Here is a 17,852-nt window from a genome sequence, read left to right on the forward strand (position 1 = left end):
GCCAAGCAAGCCAAGGGCAGCAAAGACAAGAACGCCGACGCGAACAAGTCGAAGTACCCGCTCAACCTGCCCGACACGCCCTTCCCCATGCGCGGCGACCTCGCGAAGCGCGAGCCGGCCTGGGTCGACGAATGGCAGGAGAAGAATCTCTACGAGGCGATCCGCGCCTCGCGCGCCGGCAAGCCCAAGTTCATCCTGCATGACGGCCCGCCCTACGCGAACGGCGAGATCCACATCGGCCACGCGGTCAACAAGATCCTCAAGGACATGATCGTCAAGTCGAAGACGCTCGCGGGCTTCGACGGCGTCTACGTGCCGGGCTGGGACTGCCACGGCATGCCGATCGAGATCCAGATCGAGAAGCAGTTCGGCAAGCATCTGCCGCGCGAGGAAGTGCAGGCCAAGGCCCGCGCCTACGCGACCGAGCAGGTCGCGAAGCAGATGAAGGACTTCAAGCGCCTCGGCGTGCTGGGCGACTGGGGCCACCCCTACCGGACAATGGAGTTCAGGACCGAGGCCGATGAAATCCGCACGCTCGGCCGCATGGTCGAGCGCGGCTTCGTGTATCGCGGCCTCAAGCCGGTGAACTGGTGCTTCGACTGCGGCTCGGCGCTGGCCGAGGCCGAGGTCGAGTATCAGGACAAGGTTTCGCCCGTCGTCGATGTGGCCTTCCCGCTGTCGGCCGGCGAGGAGGAGAAGCTCGCCGCCGCCTTCGGCCTGCCCGTGAGCGCGCTCGCCAAGCCGGTCGCCACCGTGATCTGGACGACGACGCCCTGGACGCTGCCCGCGAACCAGGCGCTCAACATGCACCCGGAGCTGGCCTACGCGCTCGTCGCGACGGCCGACCGCTGGTTCGTGCTCGCGAAGGACCTCGTCGAGAGCGCGCTCAAGCGCTTTGGGCTCGACGGCCAGGTCGTCGCCGAGACCGTCGGCGAGAAGCTCGGCGGCCTGAAGTTCCGCCATCCGCTCGCCGCGGCCGACGCCTTCTACGACCGCGCGAGCCCGGTCTATCTCGCGACCTACGTCGAGTCCGGCGCCGGCACCGGCATCGTCCACAGCGCGCCCGCCTATGGCGTGGACGACTTCAACTCCTGCAAGGCCCACGGCCTGACCAACGACGAAATCCTCGGCCCGGTTCAGGGCGACGGCCATTACGCCGCCAGCCTGCCGCTGTTTGGCGGCTTGAAGATCTGGGACGCGAACCCGAAGGTGATCGACGCGCTGCGCGAGGCCGGCAACCTGCTGCACGCCGGCAAGAACGAGCACAGCTACATGCATTGCTGGCGCCACAAGACGCCGCTCATCTACCGCGCGACCTCGCAATGGTTCGTGCGCATGGACGGCCCGACCGCCGACACCAAGGGCGTGATGCAGACCGAAACCGTCGGCGAGACGCTGCGGCAATCAGCGCTCAAGGCCATCGAGGCGACCGACTTCTTCCCGCAATGGGGCAAGGCGCGGCTGCACGCGATGATCGCCAACCGGCCCGACTGGTGCATCAGCCGCCAGCGCAACTGGGGCGTGCCGCTGCCCTTCTTCCTGCACAAGGAAACCGGCGAGCTGCATCCGCGCACGCTCGAAATCCTCGAGATCGCCGCGCAGAAGGTCGAGGCCGGCGGCATCGAGGCCTGGAGCCGCACCACCGCCGCCGACGTGCTGCCCGCCGACGAGGCCGCCCAGTACGACAAGGTCACCGACATCCTCGACGTCTGGTTCGACAGCGGCAGCACCCATCGCACTGTGATGCGCGGCTCGCACGCGGACGACCTCGCCTATCCGGCCGACCTGTATCTGGAAGGCAGCGACCAGCATCGCGGCTGGTTCCACAGTTCGCTGCTGACCGGCGCCGCCGTCGACGGCCGCGCGCCCTACAAGGCGCTGCTCACGCACGGTTTCACCGTGGACGGCCAAGGCCGCAAGATGAGCAAGAGCCTCGGCAACACAGTCAAGCCGCAGGAAGTGACCGAGAAGCTCGGCGCCGAGATCATCCGGCTCTGGGTCGCGGCGACCGACTATTCGGGCGAACTGAGCATCGGCGACGAAATCCTCAAGCGCGTCGTCGAGGCCTATCGCCGGGTGCGCAACACGCTGCGCTTCCTGCTCGCCAACACCAGCGACTTCGACATCGACACCCAGGCCGTGCCGGTCGAGCAGATGCTGGAGATCGACCGCTACGCCCTCGCCTTCACCGCGCGCTTCCAGGCCGAGGTGCTCGCGAGCTTCGACCGCTTCGAGTTCCACCCGGTCGTCGCCAAGCTCCAGACCTTCTGCTCGGAAGACCTCGGCGCCTTCTATCTCGACATCCTCAAGGACCGGCTCTACACGACGGCACCCGGCTCGCACGCGCGCCGCTCGGCCCAGACCGCGATCTGGCATATCACCGCCAGCCTGCTGCGCCTGATGTCGCCCTTCCTCAGCTTCACCGCCGAGGAGGCGTTCAAGCTCTTCGCCAAGCCCGCCGAGCTGGAGGCCGCGAAGGGCACGATCTTCACGACCGGCTGGCATGCGATCCCGGCCGTCGGCGGCGACGAGGCGCTCGTAGCCAAGTGGGAGCGCATCCGCGCCCTGCGCGCCGAGGTGCTCAAGGCGATCGAGGCCGCGCGTTCCGAAGGCAAGGTCGGCTCGTCGCTCCAGGCTGAAATCGATCTGACGGCCGGAGGCGAAGACCATGCGGCCCTCGCCTCGCTCGGCGACGAGCTGCGCTTCGTGATGATCACGAGCCGCGCGTCGCTGGCCGAGGGCGCGGAATTCGGCGTGACGGTCGCGCCGAGCGGCAAGGCGAAGTGCGAGCGCTGCTGGCACTACCGCGAGGACGTCGGCAGCGTGGCCGAGCATCCGGGCCTGTGCGGCCGCTGCGCCGGCAATCTCGGCCTCGCCGGCGTGGCCGAGGCGCGCGCGGTGGCGTGATGCGGCGCGCCTGACGCCGGCCGTCGCCTTCACCGGCGACGGCGAACACGGCGGCATCGGCGCCCGGCCGGCGTCATGCGACTGCCGCACGCGGCGGCGACGCTCGCAGGCCCGGCGTCCCGGCCGGCGGCAAACCTCGCGGTCCCGCCGTCACCGGCCGGCTTCGAGAACCCTTCCCACAAACGAAAGTCCCTCGCGTGGCCAAAGCCTTACCCAAGACCAAGACTCTCTCCGCCGGCGGCAAGGCTTCGGCCGTCGGCATGCTGCCGTGGCTCGGCCTCGCGATGGTCGTGATCCTGCTCGACCAGGCCAGCAAGATCGCCATCAGCCGCGTGTTCGAGTTCGGCCAGCGCATGCCGATCGCCGACGGCTTCTTCGATCTGACGCTGCTCTACAACAAGGGCGCGGCCTTCTCCTTCCTCGCGGCGGCGGGCGGCTGGCAGAAATACTTCTTCATCGCCCTCGGCACGGGGGCGGCGCTGTTCATCGTCTGGCTGCTTTCCCGTCACAACCAGCAACGTCTCTTTTCATTTGCGCTGGCCATGATCCTCGGCGGCGCCATCGGCAACGTCATCGATCGCCTTGCCTACGGGCATGTGGTCGACTTCATCCTCGTGTACTGGCGTGACTGGTACTGGCCGGCCTTCAACCTGGCCGACAGTGCCATCGTCTGCGGCGCAGGCACGCTGATGCTCGACGAACTGCTGCGCGTGCGACGGACGAAATAGCCGTCGCGGCGCAGGCCCGATCCAATTCCCACAAACGATGCCGCCGCGCGCCCGGGCGGCGTCCGACTCCGCCTTACGCCATGACCCGACCCGAGCCTTCGCTTTCGTCCGACTGTTCTCCCACTTCATCGACATTCGGCAGTGAGCGCGGGCCGGGCAACCTAGCCCGGCAGCGACACGGGCGAGCGACGCCGGCAAGGCACCGCGCCGACATGCTGGCGGCCGGCGGCGGCTGGTCCCGTGCCGCGCGCGCCGTCGCCCTCGCGCTCATCCCGCTCGCCATTGCCGCCTGCTCGCGCGGCGAGGCCCAGCAGCAAGGCGCGGGCGGCCCTGGCGGCGCGCCGCAGGCCATGCCGGTCGCGGTGGTCGAAGTCCACGCCCAGCAGGTGCCGATCGAGTTGAACGCCGTCGGCCGCGCCGAAGGCTCGAAGGAAGTGCAGGTGCGCGCGCGCGTGGCCGGCATCCTCGAACGCTGGCGCTTCAACGAAGGCGACCGCGTGAAGGCCGGCGCGACACTGTTCTCGATCGAGCGCGAGCCGTATGAAATCGCGCTCGCCCAGGCCGAAGCCAATCTGGCGCAGGCGCGCGCCACCGCCGAGCAGGCCGCGCGCGAGGCCGACCGGCTCAAGGGTCTGGTCGCCGACAACGCGATCAGCCGCCGCGACTACGACGCCGCCGAAGCCACGCGCAAGACCAGCGCCGCTTCCGTGCTCGGCGCCGAGGCCGCCGTGCGCTCGGCGCGGCTCAACCTGTCGTACACGACCGTGACCGCGCCCATCTCGGGCGTGACCGGCCGCGCGCTGCAATCCGAGGGCAGCCTCGTGACGCCGGGCGCCGACAGCTCGCTGCTGACGACCGTCGTGCAGACCGATCCGGTGTGGGTGCGCTTCTCGCTGGCCGAAGGCGAACTGGCGCGCATCCGCAGCAACGAGCGCGGCGCCAAGGTGCTGCTCATCGGCGCCGACGGCCGCGAAGTCGCCACCGGCGGCACGCTCAACTTCACCGCCTCGACGGTCGATGCCCAGCTCGGCACGGTGCAGCTGCGCGCGTCCTTCGCCAATCCCGACCTCAAGGTGCTGCCCGGCCAGTTCGTGACCGCGCGCGTGCAGGCCGGCAGCCAGGACGCCTTCCTCGTGCCGCAGACGGCCGTGATGCAGAACGACAAGGGCCGCTTCGTGTGGATCGTGGGCGAAGGCGGCAAGGCCACGCCGCGACCGGTGGAAGTGGCGCAATGGATCGGCAAGGACTGGGCAATCCGCAAGGGCCTGGCTGACGGCGACAAGGTGATCGTCAACAACCTCATCAAGCTGAGGCCGGACGCGCCGGTGCAGCCGATGTCGGGGCCGCCGCCGGGAGCGGACGGCGCGCCGGCTGGCGCGGCGCCGGCCGGTGGCAACGCCCAGGGCGGCAACGCGCCGGCCAGCGCCGGTGGCAGCACCCCGGCCAACACCGGCGGCACAGCCGCCGGCGGCCAGCCCGCCAACCGCCCGGCCAACGCTCAATGAGCCGGGGATAAGCCGCCATGTCCCGCTTCTTCATCCTCCGGCCGATCTTCGCGGCCGTGATCTCCATCGTCATCACGCTGGCCGGGCTGGTTGCCGCCTTCGTGCTGCCGATCGCGCAATACCCCGAGATCGCGCCGCCCACCGTCACCATCACCGCCACCTATCCCGGCGCCAGCGCCGAGACGCTCACCACCACGGTCGCCGCGCCTATCGAGGAACAGCTCTCGGGCATCGAGCATCTCGCCTACTACAACTCGGCGGCGTCATCGAGCGGCACGCTCACCATCACCGTCACCTTCGATGTCGGCTCCGACGGCGACAAGGCGGCGATCGACGTGAACAACCGCGTGCGCATCGCCACGCCGCGCCTGCCGCAGGAAGTGCAGCGCACCGGCGTGACCGTGCTCAAGCGCTCGAACGACATCCTGATGGTCGTGTCGATGCTGGCCGATGGAAAGCAGACCGACACGCTCACGCTCAGCAACTGGGCGCTCGTGAACCTGTCGGATGAGGTCAAGCGCATTCCCGGCGTGGGCGACGTGACGATCTTCGGCGCGCGCGACTACTCGATGCGCATCTGGCTCGACGTGCCGAAGATGGCGCGCCTCGGCATCACGCCGACCGACGTGCAGAACGCGCTCGCGGCGCAGAACACCCAGTACGCGGCCGGCAAGATCGGCGCCGAGCCGGCACCCGAAGGTCAGCAGCTCGTCTACACGGTCACGACGCGTGGCCGGCTGGTCGAGGCCGAGGAGTTCGGCGAGATCGTGGTGCGCGCGAACGGCCCGACCGGCGTGCTGCGCCTGAAGGACATCGCGCGCGTCGAACTGGGCGCGCAGAACTTCGACAGCCAGTCCTTCACCGACGGCCAGCCGTCGATCGCGCTCGGTGTGTTCCTGCAGGCCGGCGCCAACGCGCTCCAGGTGTCGAAGGCGGTGAAGGCAAAGATGGCCGAGTTCGAGCCGCGCTTTCCGGCCGGCGTGCGCTGGATGGTGCCGTTCGACACCACGTCCTTCATCAACGCCTCGATCGGCGAAGTCGCGCACACGGTGCTCGAAGCGGCGGTGCTGGTGGTGGCGGTGGTGTTCGTGTTCCTGCAGAGCTGGCGCGCGACGCTCATCCCCGCGATCGCGGTGCCGGTGTCGCTCGTGGGCGCCTTCGCCGGGCTGTTCGCCTTCGGCTTCACGATCAACACGCTGACGCTGTTCGCGATGGTGCTGGCGATCGGCATCGTGGTGGACGACGCGATCGTCGTGCTGGAGAACGTCGAGCGCCTGATGCGCGAGCAGAGGATGTCGCCGCTGCAAGCGTCCATCGAGGCGATGCGCGAGGTGCAGGGCGCGGTCATCGGCATCGTGCTGGTGCTGTGCTCGGTGTTCATTCCGGTCGCCTTCCTCGGCGGCATCGCGGGCGCGCTGTACCGGCAGTTCGCGATGACCGTCACGATCTCGGTCGTCATCTCGGGGCTGGTGGCGCTCACGCTCACGCCGGCGCTGTGCGCGCTGCTGCTCAAGCCGGGCGCGCATCACGAGTCGGCTCTGTTCCGGCCGTTCAACCGGGGCTTCGAGAAGCTCACCAACGGCTACGTGGGCATGGTCGGGCTGGCGCTGCGCCATCGCTGGCTGTCGCTGCTGTTCTTCGCGGGCGTGCTGGCGGTGGTGGGCTTGCTGTTCGCGCGCACGCCGGGCGGCTTCGTGCCGCCGGAAGACCAGGGCTACGTCATTTCGAGTGTGCAATTGCCCGACGCGGCGACGCTGCCGCGCACGATCGCGGCCGGCGAGCGCTACCAGAAGGCCTTCGCCGACCATGAGGCGGTCGGACACCGCATCTTCATCGCCGGCTTCGACCTGCTGACGGGCGGCAACAAGAACAACGCGGCGACGATGTTCAGCACGCTCAAGCCCTGGGAGGAGCGCAAGTCCGACGCCAACAAGCTCGTCGGCGACGTGACGCCGGCCGGCTTCATGCTGCCCGACGGCATCGGCTTTACCTTCAATCCGCCGGCCATCCGAGGCATCGGTACCGCGGGCGGCTTCGAGGTGTACGTGCAGAGCCGCAGCGGCGCGAGCCCGGCCGAGCTGTCGGCGACGGTCAACGCCTTCATCGGCGAGCTGTCGAAGGACCCGCGCCTCGCCAACATCAAGACCTTCTTCCGGCCGAGCACGCCGCAGATCCGCGTCGAGGTCGATCGCGCCAAGGCGATCAGCCTCGGCGTGCCGGTGGCCGACGTGTACTCGGCCCTGCAGGCGACGATGGGCGCGCTGTACGTGAACGACTTCAACCGCAACGGCCGCACCTACCGCGTGCAGATCCAGGCCGACGCGCCCTACCGCGCCGACCCCGAAGACCTCGGCGAGGTGTACGTGCGCAGCGCGAGCAGCGGCGAAATGATCCCGGTGAAGGCGCTCATCACGACGCAGAACGTGGTCGGCGCCGAGCAGCTCGAGCGCTTCAACGGCTTCCTCGCCGCGAAGATCCTCGGCGACGGCAAGCCCGGCGTGAGCTCGGCCCAGAGCATCGCGGCGGTGCGGGAAGTGGCGGCGCGCGCGCTGCCGGCCGACTACCAGATCCAGTGGACCGGCGCCGCCTACCAGCAGCTGCGCACCGGCAACTCGTCGCTCTACGCCTTCGGGCTGGCCATCGTGATGGTCTATCTCATCCTCTCGGCGCTGTACGAGCGCTGGGGGCTGCCGGCGGCGGTGCTGCTGGCGGTGCCGTTCGCGCTCGCGGGCGCGCTCGGCTTCGTGACGATCCGCGCGATGCAGAACGACATCTACTTCCAGATCGGGCTGATCGTGCTGATCGGCCTCGCGGCCAAGAACGCGATCCTGATCGTCGAGTTCGCGCTCCAGGGCATCAACGAGGGGCGCGACCGCGTGGATGCGGCGCTGCATGCGGCGCGGCTGCGCTTCCGGCCGATCGTCATGACATCGCTGGCCTTCGTGCTCGGCGTGCTGCCGCTGGTGATCGCCACCGGCGCCGGCGCGGCGGCGCGCCAGTCGATGGGCACCGGCGTGTTCGGCGGCATGATCGTCGCCACCTTCGTCGCGCCGATCTTCATTCCGCTGTTCTTCGTGCTGCTGGCCGGCAAGAAGCGACCCAAGCATCTCGACCAGCCGGATTGCGGCCATGCGGGAGACAGCCATGCGTGACATCACCTCCCTGCCCGGCCGCGCGGCGGTCGCTTCCGGCCGGCGCTCGCGGCTTCTTGCCGCATCGCTGGACGGAGCCGGCCTCGCGCCGCGTCTCGGTGCGCTCGCCATCGCACTCACGCTCGCGGGCTGCATGGTCGGCCCCGACTACAAGCGGCCCGCCGTCAACCTGCCAGCTGGCTACGACGTGAGCGGCGGCAATCCGCAGGCCGGCAGCCCGGCCGCCGACAGCTCGCAGACCGGCGCCGCGCAAGCCGCGCCCGGCAGCGCCGACGCTCCGCTCGCCACCGACCTGCCCGCGCGCTGGTGGACGCTGTTCAACGACGATCGCCTCACCGCCCTCGTCGATTCGGCGCTCGCGAGCAATGCCAGCCTCGCCCAGGCGATCGCCCAGATCGAGGCCTCCGACGCGCTTGTGCGTCAGGCCAATGCCGCCTTCTTCCCGGAAATCGGCCTCGGCGGCACGGCCACCCGCGCGCGCAGCAGCCAGCGCGGCCTCCAGCGCCAGCAGTTCAGCGGCCGCTCGCCGGTGTACGAGCAGTTCCAGGCCCAGCTCTCGACCAGCTTCGAGCTGGACTTCTGGGGCCGGCTGCGCAGCGCCTCCGACGCCGCGCGCGCCCAGCTGCTCGGCAGCCGCTTCGCGCGCGACGTGACGGCGCTCGGCCTCGCGAGCAGCACCGCGACGGCCTATTTCACGCTGCGCTCGATCGACGCCCAGACCCGCGTCACGCAGGACTCGCTCAAGACCGCCGACGACAGCCTGCGCATCGTCCGCGCCCGGGTGCAGGCCGGCTACACGAGCGATCTCGACCTTGCCCAAGCCGAAAGCCAGCGCGCGCAGTTCGCCGCGAGCCTGGTCGAGCTGGCCCGCCAGCGCGCCGTCATCGAACATCAGCTCGGCCAGCTCAGCGGCCAGCCGGGGCTGAAGATCGAGCCGGGCACTCTCGACAGCCTGCCGCTGCCGCAACTGCCGCCGCCCGGTCTGCCCTCGACGCTGCTGGAGCGCCGGCCCGACGTGCGCTCGGCCGAGCAATCGCTCATGTCGTCCACCTCGCAGATCGGCGTCGCCAAGGCGAGCCTGTTCCCGACGTTCAGCCTCACGGGCCAGTTCGGCGGCCAGAGCCTGATCTTCAGCGAGCTGCTCGACGCGCCGGCGCGTATCTGGTCGGCCGGGCTGGGCGTGAACTTCCCGCTGTTCGCGGCCGGGCGCTACACAGCGCTCGTCGATCAGGCCGAGGCCAACGCCCGTGCCCAAGCGGCGAGCTATCGCGGCACGGTCGAGACCGCCTTCCGCGAGGTGTCGGACGCGCTCGGCAACGTGCAGTCCAGCGCGCAGAGCGAGGCCGAGATACAGCGCCAGGCCGACTCGGCGCGCCGCGCGCTCGACATCGCGCGGCGGCGCTATGACGCGGGCTACTCCGGCTTCCTCGAAGTGCTCGACGCCCAGCGCAGCTACAACACGGCCGCCAACGCGCTCGTGCAGTCGCGCGCCTCGCGGCTGGCCTACTCGGTCGATCTGATGAAGGCGCTCGGCGGCGGCTGGACCGCCGAGGCAAGCGCCGCCGCCCAGGGCAAGGAAGTGGCGGCGACGGCGGGCGGCGCGCGCAACTGAGCGGTGGGTGGCATGCGCGGCTCACCGACCGCGCATGCCACCCGGCTACACTCGCGCCCCCGCGACGCAACCGGACCCCTGTCATGGAACTCCAGGGCAAGCACCTCATCCTCGGACTCACCGGCGGCATCGCCTGCTACAAGGCGGCCGAACTCTGCCGCGCGCTCGGCAAGCAAGGCGCGACCGTGCAGGTGGCGATGACCGGCTCCGCCACCCGCTTCATCACGCCACTCACCATGCAGGCGCTGTCGGGCCGGCCGGTCGCGCTGTCGCAATGGGACAGCGGCGAGCCCAACGGGATGCCGCACATCAACCTCACGCGCGCGGCCGACGCGATCGTCATCGCGCCCTGCTCGGCCGACTTCATCGGCAAGCTGGCGCACGGCCTTGCCGACGACCTGCTCGCCACGCTGTGCATCGGCCGCCCCTCGCGCGTGAAGCTGCTGGTCGCGCCGGCCATGAACGTCGAGATGTGGCAGCAGGCGCCGGTGCAGCGCAACGTCGCCCAGCTGCGCGCCGACGGCGTGATCGTGCTCGGCCCCGCCGAGGGCGAGCAGGCCTGCGGCGAGATCGGCGCCGGCCGCATGCTCGAACCCCAACAGATCGTCGAGGGCATCGTCGCGGCCTTCCAGCCCCAGGTGCTCGCCGGCCGGCGCGTGCTGCTCACCGCCGGCCCCACCTACGAACCCATCGACCCGGTACGCGGCATCACCAACCTGTCGTCCGGAAAGATGGGCTACGCGATCGCCCGCGCCGCGCGCGAGGCCGGCGCCGAGGTCACGCTCGTCTCCGGCCCGACGGCGCTGGCCTGCCCCACCGGCGTCGCGCGCATCGACGTGCGCAGCGCCACCCAGATGCTCGACGCGGTGATGGCACGCGTCGATGCGAGCGACGTCTTCATCGGCGTCGCGGCCGTGGCCGACTGGCGCGTCGTCTCCGCGGCGAAAGGAAAGCTAAAGAAAGAGGACGGTCTGCCGAAACTCGATCTGGAGCCGAACCCGGACATCCTCGCCACCGTCGCCAGGCACGCGCAGTCATCGGGCCACAAACCCTATTGCGTGGGCTTTGCCGCCGAGAGCGACAACCTCGACGCCCACGCCGAAGCCAAACGCCTGCGAAAGGGGGTTCCGCTTCTCGCGGGCAACCTCGGGCCGCAGACCTTTGGACAAGACGACAACGAACTGGCGCTCTACGACGACCGGGGCATCACCCGGCTGCCGCGCGCCGACAAGCTCATGCTCGCGCGCCTCCTCATCCGCGCGATCGCCGAACGACTCCAATGAAGAAACTCCAGGTCAAGATCCTCGACGAGCGCATGCGCTCGCAACTCCCCGCCTACGCGACCGTCGGTTCGGCCGGCCTCGACCTGCGCGCCTGCATCGAGGCGCCGATCGTGCTCGCGCCCGGCGACACCACGCTCATCCCGACCGGCCTCGCCATCCATGTGGCCGATCCGGCCTATGCGGCGCTGATCCTTCCGCGCTCGGGTCTCGGCCACAAGCACGGCATCGTGCTGGGCAACCTCGTCGGCCTCATCGACAGCGACTACCAGGGCCAGCTCATGGTCAGCACCTGGAACCGCGGCAAGACCGAATTCACGATCGCGCCGATGGAGCGGCTGGCCCAGCTCGTCGTCGTGCCGGTCATGCAGGTCGAACTGGAAGTGGTGGACGAGTTCGGTTCGTCCGATCGCGGCGAGGGTGGCTTCGGGAGCACCGGCCGGCACTGAGCGGCCCTGATTCCCGCCTGGCGGCAGCCCCGTTCAGCCAGCGGCACCGCGCTGCCCCGCCCGTCGGGTCGCCACGTCCGTGGTCTGACCCAGAGCAAATCCACATCATCCGGACCGGTGACGGGAGCGTGCCGGCGCGCATCTTCATCACGGAGGTGTGCGCATGAATCCCAAACCGGTTCACCCGAGTGCCCTTGTCATCACCGAACCGCTGTCGCATCAGCTCGCGCTGATGCGGGCGCTGGCCGCGATGGTGGTCGTCGTCCATCACGCAGGGCTGATGCTGTTCGGCCCGCTCGATCTCGCGTCGATGTCGGGGCTGAACGCCTGGTACGAGAAGCTGCTGTGGCTTACCGCGATCGCCGGCCAGGGCGGCGTGATGCTGTTCTTCGTGCTGAGCGGCTACCTGGTCGGCGGGCCGACGGCGGTGTTCATCGCGCGCGGCCAATTCCGCTGGGGCGACTACTTTGCGTCCCGCGCGAGCCGCATCCTGCCGGTGGCCTGGGCGTCGGTCGTGCTGTCGCTGGTCGTGGCCGGCATCATCACTGCCGCCGGTCTGCCCGATCCGGTCGCGGCGCGGGAGGATTTCTTCTGGGGCATGCGCCTGGAGGAAACCTTCGATCCGCTGCGCATCCTCGCGGCGCTCACGCTCACGCATTCGCTGTTCACCGAGCTGCTGCCGACCAACACCTCGCTTTGGACCCTGGCCAACGAGTGGTGGTACTACCTCTGCTTCCCGTGCATTGCGCTGGCGATCACCCAGCGGCGGCTGCGCTGGGCACTGCTCGCCCTGCTGATGCTGGGCCTCATGTACAAGAGCCGGCAGCACATCGGCTTCATCCATCGCTTTGTCGTGTGGATGGGCGGCGTGGCGATCTATCTGGTCACGCTCAGGCTGCGCTCGATGGACCGTGCGGCGGCGCGGCGGCTCGTGCTGTCGCTGCTGGGCGCGATGGCGATTGCGCTGGTGATCGTGCAATTCACCACTCAGGGCTTCCGGCGCGGCGATTACTCGGTGGGTCTGCTGACGATGGCCTGGCTGCTCGGCGCGAGCGGCATCCGCTGGAAACTGCCCGACCTGCTGCGCGTGCCGGCCTTCCTGATTGGCGCGGTCAGCTACTCGATCTACTGCTTCCACATGCCGGTGATGCTGCTGGTGATCGCCCTAGCGGGCTGGGGCGAGCATTTCTTCACCTTTGATGGCGCCGGCCTGCTTGCCTTCGCAACGGTGCTCGGCATTTCGCTGCTCGCCTCGATCGGCGGCTGGTGGCTCACGGAGCGTCACACCTCACGGGTGCGCAAGCTGTTCATGCACCTCATCGACCATCTGCGCCGCAAGCGCGAGCACGACACCTCCCATCCCGCGATGAGCTGAGACAGCTTGGCGCCGAAAAAATGGCGCCAGAACGACAAGGGCCGGTTCCGCTTTCACGGAACCGGCCCTTGTCATTTCCGCACACGGCCCGCAAGGGCCATGCGCATTCAGCCTCAGATGACGGTTTCCTCGGGCTCGGGTGCCTGCGGCGTCGGCGTGCTGCCGCCTTCGCTGAAGTCGAGCACCACGCGCTCGACACCATCGGCCTCCTTGCGGAAATCGACCGTCACCTTGCCGCCGGACAGGAGGCGCCCGAACAGCAGCTCGTCGGCCAGCGCCTTGCGGATCGTGTCCTGGATGAGACGCGACATCGGGCGTGCGCCCATGAGCGGATCGAAGCCCTTCTCGGCCAGATGCTTCTTGAGCGTGTCGGTGAAGATGGCCTCGACCTTCTTCTCGTGCAGCTGCTCTTCGAGTTGCATCAGGAACTTGTCGACCACGCGCAGGATGATTTCCTCATTGAGCGCGCGGAAACTGACAATGCCGTCCAGACGGTTGCGGAACTCCGGCGTGAACATCCGCTTGATGTCGCCCATCTCGTCGCCAAGCTGACGCGACTCCAGGAAGCCGATCGTGCGCTTCTGCAGGGCTTCGGCCCCCGCGTTCGTGGTCATGATGATGATCACGTTGCGGAAGTCAGCCTTGCGACCGTTGTTGTCGGTCAGCGTGCCGTGGTCCATCACCTGCAGCAGGATGTTGAATATGTCTGGATGCGCCTTCTCGATTTCATCGAGCAGCAGTACCGCATGCGGCTTCTTGTTGATGGCCTCCGTCAGCAGGCCCCCCTGGTCGAAGCCCACATAGCCCGGAGGCGCACCGATCAGGCGCGACACCGCGTGACGCTCCATGTACTCCGACATGTCGAAGCGGATCAGTTCGATGCCGAGGATGAACGCAAGCTGCTTGGCCACCTCGGTCTTGCCCACGCCCGTCGGGCCGCTGAACAGGAAGGAGCCGATCGGCTTGTCCGACTTGCCGAGACCTGAACGCGACATCTTGATCGCGGCAGCGAGGGCGTCGATAGCCGGATCCTGACCGAACACCGTCGCCTTCAAGTCACGGTCGAGCGTCTGCAGCTTGCTGCGGTCGTCCGACGACACCGACTGCGGCGGGATGCGCGCGATCTTGGAAATAATCTCCTCGATCTCGGCCTTGCCGATCGTCTTCTTCTGCTTGCTCTTGGGCAGGATGCGCTGTGCGGCGCCGGCCTCGTCGATCACGTCGATCGCCTTGTCGGGCAGATGACGGTCGTTGATGTACTTGGCCGACAGTTCCACCGCCGAGGTAATCGCCTGCGACGAGTACTTGACGCCGTGGTGCTCCTCGAAGCGCGACTTGAGGCCACGCAGGATCTCGATGGTCTGCTCCACCGACGGCTCATTCACATCGATCTTCTGGAAGCGACGCGACAGCGCGTGATCCTTCTCGAAGATGCCTCGGTACTCGTTGTAGGTCGTCGCGCCGATGCACTTGAGCTGACCGGACGACAGCGCCGGCTTCAGCAGGTTCGAGGCATCCAGCGTGCCGCCCGACGCCGAACCGGCGCCAATCAGCGTGTGAATCTCATCGATGAACAACACCGCACCAGGATTGTCCTTGAGCTGCTTGAGCACTGCCTTGAGGCGCTGCTCGAAGTCGCCGCGGTACTTGGTGCCCGCCAGCAGCGCGCCCATATCGAGCGAATAGACCACGGCGTTGTTGAGGATCTCCGGCACATCGCCCTTGACGATGCGCCATGCAAGCCCTTCCGCAATCGCGGTCTTGCCCACACCAGCCTCACCCACCAGAAGCGGGTTGTTCTTGCGGCGACGGCAGAGCACCTGGATCACTCGCTCGACCTCATGCTCGCGGCCGATGAGCGGATCAATCTTGCCCTCGGCGGCGGCCTTGTTCAGGTTCTGCGTGAACTGGTCCAGCGGCGTTTCCTTGCTGGAGCTTTCGGGTTCGCCGTCCTGCTCGACGGGCTCCTTCTTCGCCGGCTCGGACCCGGAGGTCTTAGCGATGCCGTGCGAGATGTAGTTGACGACGTCGAGGCGCGTGATTCCCTGCTGATGCAGGTAATACACGGCGTGCGAGTCTTTTTCGCCGAAGATCGCAACCAGCACATTCGCGCCGGTCACTTCCTTCTTGCCGTTGCTCGTGCTCTGCACGTGCATGATTGCGCGCTGGATCACGCGCTGGAAACCGAGCGTCGGCTGAGTGTCGATCTCTTCCGTACCCGGAACCTTCGGGGTGTTGTCCTCAATGAAGTTCTTCAGCGACTTGCGAAGATCTTCGATGTTGGCAGCACAAGCACGGAGCACTTCCGCCGCAGAGGGGTTATCCAGCAGGGCCATCAACAGGTGTTCAACCGTGATGAACTCGTGCCGGGCTTGTCGTGCTTCCACAAATGCCATGTGGAGACTGACTTCGAGTTCCTGCGCAATCATGCTTCCTCCATCACGCACTGCAGCGGATGTTGATGCTGCCGTGCAAACTCAAGTACCTGCTCGACCTTGGTTGCTGCCACATCCCGGGGGTACACGCCACAAACGCCGCGCCCTTCGCGATGAACGTTCAGCATGACTTGCGTAGCCTTCTCGCGCCCCATGCCAAAAAATGTTTGCAACACTGCAACGACAAACTCCATCGGCGTGTAGTCGTCGTTCAGCAATAGCACTTGGTACAGCGGGGGCGGCTTGAGCTTTTGCTCTTGCTGCTCCAAGACGGTGCTTTCGTCGTGCTTCGTACTCATGAGCCCTATTTCTGCGTATATGGGTCTGAGGCGTAATTTACACAAGTGCTGGCCAGTGAACGCGCTTCGGAAAGTCCGCCACCCAACGGCGCCCCAAACTACATTCGACACAAACCCTACACACGATCATCTACCAGCAAGAAGCACGCCTTCCGGCTAAATCACCCGATCGCAAGCGACTGACGGATGGAAGCGAGTTGCGAGTCACCGGACTAAATGTGTCTGTCTGCATCTTCCCGAAACCAATTGCTTGACATCGCCCGAGAAGCGCCAAAGAATCGTTGATGTGTTTGGATTCAAGTTGTCAAGCGATCAGTTCGCTTGGGGTGCGCCAACGGCGTGATCCTGGGCAAGCGGGTGTTGTGCGGCCTTGATGAAAAATCACGGTTGGGGGATGCGGATCGACCGTGACGACTTTTGACAGCCCTAGGGGCCGCCGAGACCGCCTCCCTCTGTTTGTTATTCATCAAGGACGCTTCTCGACATGGCAACCGGCACTGTCAAATGGTTCAATGACTCCAAGGGTTACGGCTTCATCACTCCCGATGATGGCGGTGAGGACCTATTCGCGCATTTCTCCGCCATTCAGATGAACGGCTTCAAGACCCTCAAGGAAGGTCAGAAGGTTGTTTTCGATGTCGTGCAAGGTCCGAAGGGCAAGCAGGCATCGAATATCCAGAATGGCGGTTGAGTCGATAACCGACCAAGATCACCAAAAAGAAAAGCCCGCAATTGCGGGCTTTTCTTTTTGGTGATGCCGGAATTCTTTTTGGAATTCCGGCACACATGCAAATTACATGTTGTCGATCATTACCTGACCGAAACCCGAGCAACTGACTTGGGTTGCACCTTCGAGCAAGCGAGCAAAGTCATAAGTGACCTTCTTGCTCAGAATCGACTTTTCCATCGAAGCAATGATCAGATCGGCGGCTTCGAACCAGCCAAGATGGCGCAGCATCATTTCGGCGGAAAGAATTTCCGAACCCGGATTCACATAATCCTTGCCGGCGTACTTCGGCGCAGTACCGTGGGTCGCTTCGAACATCGCAACCGAATCCGACAAATTCGCGCCCGGGGCGATACCGATGCCACCGACCTGAGCAGCCAGCGCATCCGACACATAGTCGCCGTTGAGATTGAGCGTCGCGATGACACTGTACTCGGCCGGACGAAGCAGGATCTGCTGTAGGAAGGCGTCGGCAATAACGTCCTTGACGATGATTTCCTTGCCCGTCTTTGGGTTCGCAAACTTCATCCACGGACCGCCGTCGATCAACTCGGCGCCGAATTCCTTCTGGGCAAGGGCGTAACCCCAGTCACGGAAGCCACCTTCGGTGAACTTCATGATGTTGCCCTTGTGGACCAGCGTGACCGACGGCTTGTCGTTGTCGATCGCGTACTGGATCGCCTTGCGCACGAGACGTTCGGTGCCCTCACGCGAAACCGGCTTGACACCGATGCCCGAGCTTTCGGGGAAGCGGATTTTCTTGACGCCCATTTCCTTGATCAGGAAATCGATGAGCTTCTTGACCGCTTCCGATTCGGCTGCCCATTCGATACCGGCGTAGATGTCTTCCGAGTTCTCGCGGAAGATGACCATGTCGGTCTTTTCCGGCTCGCGCAGCGGCGACGGAACGCCCTTGAAATAGCGGACCGGGCGCAGGCAGACATAAAGGTCGAGTTCCTGGCGCAGCGCGACGTTGAGCGAACGGATGCCGCCACCGACCGGCGTGGTCAGCGGGCCCTTGATCGAAACGACGTAATCACGCAGGACTTCCATCGTCTCCTGCGGCAGCCACACGTCCGGACCGTAAACCTTGGTTGCCTTTTCGCCGGCGAAGATTTCCATCCACTGGATCTTCTTCTTGCCGTCATAGGCCTTGGCAACCGCCGCATCCACCACCTTGATCATGACCGGAGTGATGTCGAAGCCGGTGCCATCACCCTCAATGTAGGGAATGATGGGTTGATCGGGCACGTTGAGCGAAAAATCCGCGTTAACGGTGATTTTGGCGCCCTCTTGCGGAACCTTGATATGTTGGTACGTCACCTTGCCTCCGGTCATTTTGCGACTGAGCGGCCTATGGCCGCTTGGTTAAGAAACGGGGAT

12 protein-coding genes are annotated in these 17,852 nt (G+C 66.6%); 9 read left to right on the top strand and 3 right to left on the bottom strand.

The features are described 5' to 3' along the window. Positions 1-87: 87 nt before the first annotated feature. The 8 genes from ileS to H566_RS0102845 all read left to right on the top strand — a co-directional run bounded on the left by ileS (position 88) and on the right by H566_RS0102845 (position 13,008). The gene (gene ileS / locus H566_RS0102810) at positions 88-2,907 is read left to right on the top strand and encodes an isoleucine--tRNA ligase (RefSeq protein ID WP_051378178.1); all 2,820 of its coding nucleotides are present in this window, start codon (positions 88-90) and stop codon (positions 2,905-2,907) included. Positions 2,908-3,167: 260 nt separating this feature from the next. Next, entirely contained in the window at positions 3,168-3,635 is a 468-nt protein-coding gene (gene lspA, locus H566_RS0102815) for a signal peptidase II (RefSeq protein WP_051378180.1), read from the top strand. A gap of 212 nt (positions 3,636-3,847) precedes the next feature. Then, a complete protein-coding gene (locus H566_RS22560) occupies positions 3,848-5,140 on the top strand; it encodes an efflux RND transporter periplasmic adaptor subunit (protein ID WP_084544693.1) in 1,293 nt (430 codons plus the stop codon). Between the two features lie 17 nt (positions 5,141-5,157). Next, positions 5,158-8,292, top strand: a complete 3,135-nt coding sequence (locus H566_RS0102825) for an efflux RND transporter permease subunit (protein ID WP_028310233.1) — start codon at positions 5,158-5,160, stop codon at positions 8,290-8,292. Further along, positions 8,285-9,904 carry an efflux transporter outer membrane subunit gene (locus H566_RS0102830; RefSeq protein ID WP_051377925.1) on the top strand — a complete coding sequence of 540 codons (1,620 nt, stop codon included), beginning with the start codon at positions 8,285-8,287 and terminating at the stop codon, positions 9,902-9,904. Before H566_RS0102825 ends, H566_RS0102830 begins: the two co-directional genes overlap by 8 nt. An 83-nt stretch (positions 9,905-9,987) precedes the next feature. Beyond that, positions 9,988-11,187, top strand: coding sequence for a bifunctional phosphopantothenoylcysteine decarboxylase/phosphopantothenate--cysteine ligase CoaBC (coaBC, locus tag H566_RS0102835; RefSeq protein ID WP_028310235.1), 1,200 nt, complete (start codon positions 9,988-9,990; stop codon positions 11,185-11,187). After that, positions 11,184-11,633, top strand: coding sequence for a dUTP diphosphatase (gene dut / locus H566_RS0102840; RefSeq protein WP_028310236.1), 450 nt, complete (start codon positions 11,184-11,186; stop codon positions 11,631-11,633). The genes coaBC and dut overlap by 4 nt, the downstream gene beginning before the upstream one ends. Positions 11,634-11,796: 163 nt before the next feature. Further along, positions 11,797-13,008: an acyltransferase family protein gene (locus H566_RS0102845; protein ID WP_028310237.1), complete on the top strand. Its 1,212-nt coding sequence runs from the start codon at positions 11,797-11,799 to the stop codon at positions 13,006-13,008. Between the two features lie 113 nt (positions 13,009-13,121). On the opposite strand, the gene clpA is transcribed toward H566_RS0102845, so the two are convergent. Both clpA and clpS read right to left on the bottom strand, forming a co-directional pair. After that, on the bottom strand, positions 13,122-15,437 hold the full coding sequence (gene clpA / locus H566_RS0102850; RefSeq protein ID WP_028310238.1) for an ATP-dependent Clp protease ATP-binding subunit ClpA: 2,316 nt from the start codon (positions 15,435-15,437) through the stop codon (positions 13,122-13,124). Then, entirely contained in the window at positions 15,434-15,742 is a 309-nt protein-coding gene (gene clpS, locus H566_RS0102855) for an ATP-dependent Clp protease adapter ClpS (RefSeq protein WP_028310239.1), read from the bottom strand. The genes clpA and clpS overlap by 4 nt, the downstream gene beginning before the upstream one ends. A 484-nt stretch (positions 15,743-16,226) precedes the next feature. On the opposite strand from clpS, the gene H566_RS0102860 reads away from it, so the two are divergent. Beyond that, on the top strand, positions 16,227-16,433 hold the full coding sequence (locus tag H566_RS0102860) for a cold-shock protein (protein ID WP_028310240.1): 207 nt from the start codon (positions 16,227-16,229) through the stop codon (positions 16,431-16,433). 102 nt (positions 16,434-16,535) lie between these two features. Here H566_RS0102860 and icd read toward each other — a convergent pair whose 3' ends face one another. After that, positions 16,536-17,807, bottom strand: coding sequence for an NADP-dependent isocitrate dehydrogenase (gene icd / locus H566_RS0102865; RefSeq protein WP_028310241.1), 1,272 nt, complete (start codon positions 17,805-17,807; stop codon positions 16,536-16,538). Positions 17,808-17,852 lie beyond the last annotated feature (45 nt).

It is taken from the genome of Derxia gummosa DSM 723 (genome assembly GCF_000482785.1).
GTDB lineage: Bacteria > Pseudomonadota > Gammaproteobacteria > Burkholderiales > Burkholderiaceae_E > Derxia > Derxia gummosa.

Bases quoted from the DNA above. Each gene is read 5' to 3' on its own strand.
- ileS (WP_051378178.1), top strand. From the start codon at position 88: ATGCGCGGCGACCTCGCGAAGCGCGAGCCGGCCTGGGTCGACGAATGG.
- lspA (WP_051378180.1), top strand. From the start codon at position 3,168: ATGCTGCCGTGGCTCGGCCTCGCGATGGTCGTGATCCTGCTCGACCAG.
- H566_RS22560 (WP_084544693.1), top strand. From the start codon at position 3,848: ATGCTGGCGGCCGGCGGCGGCTGGTCCCGTGCCGCGCGCGCCGTCGCC.
- H566_RS0102825 (WP_028310233.1), top strand. From the start codon at position 5,158: ATGTCCCGCTTCTTCATCCTCCGGCCGATCTTCGCGGCCGTGATCTCC.
- H566_RS0102830 (WP_051377925.1), top strand. From the start codon at position 8,285: ATGCGTGACATCACCTCCCTGCCCGGCCGCGCGGCGGTCGCTTCCGGC.
- coaBC (WP_028310235.1), top strand. From the start codon at position 9,988: ATGGAACTCCAGGGCAAGCACCTCATCCTCGGACTCACCGGCGGCATC.
- dut (WP_028310236.1), top strand. From the start codon at position 11,184: ATGAAGAAACTCCAGGTCAAGATCCTCGACGAGCGCATGCGCTCGCAA.
- H566_RS0102845 (WP_028310237.1), top strand. From the start codon at position 11,797: ATGAATCCCAAACCGGTTCACCCGAGTGCCCTTGTCATCACCGAACCG.
- clpA (WP_028310238.1), bottom strand. From the start codon at position 15,437: ATGATTGCGCAGGAACTCGAAGTCAGTCTCCACATGGCATTTGTGGAA.
- clpS (WP_028310239.1), bottom strand. From the start codon at position 15,742: ATGAGTACGAAGCACGACGAAAGCACCGTCTTGGAGCAGCAAGAGCAA.
- H566_RS0102860 (WP_028310240.1), top strand. From the start codon at position 16,227: ATGGCAACCGGCACTGTCAAATGGTTCAATGACTCCAAGGGTTACGGC.
- icd (WP_028310241.1), bottom strand. From the start codon at position 17,807: ATGACCGGAGGCAAGGTGACGTACCAACATATCAAGGTTCCGCAAGAG.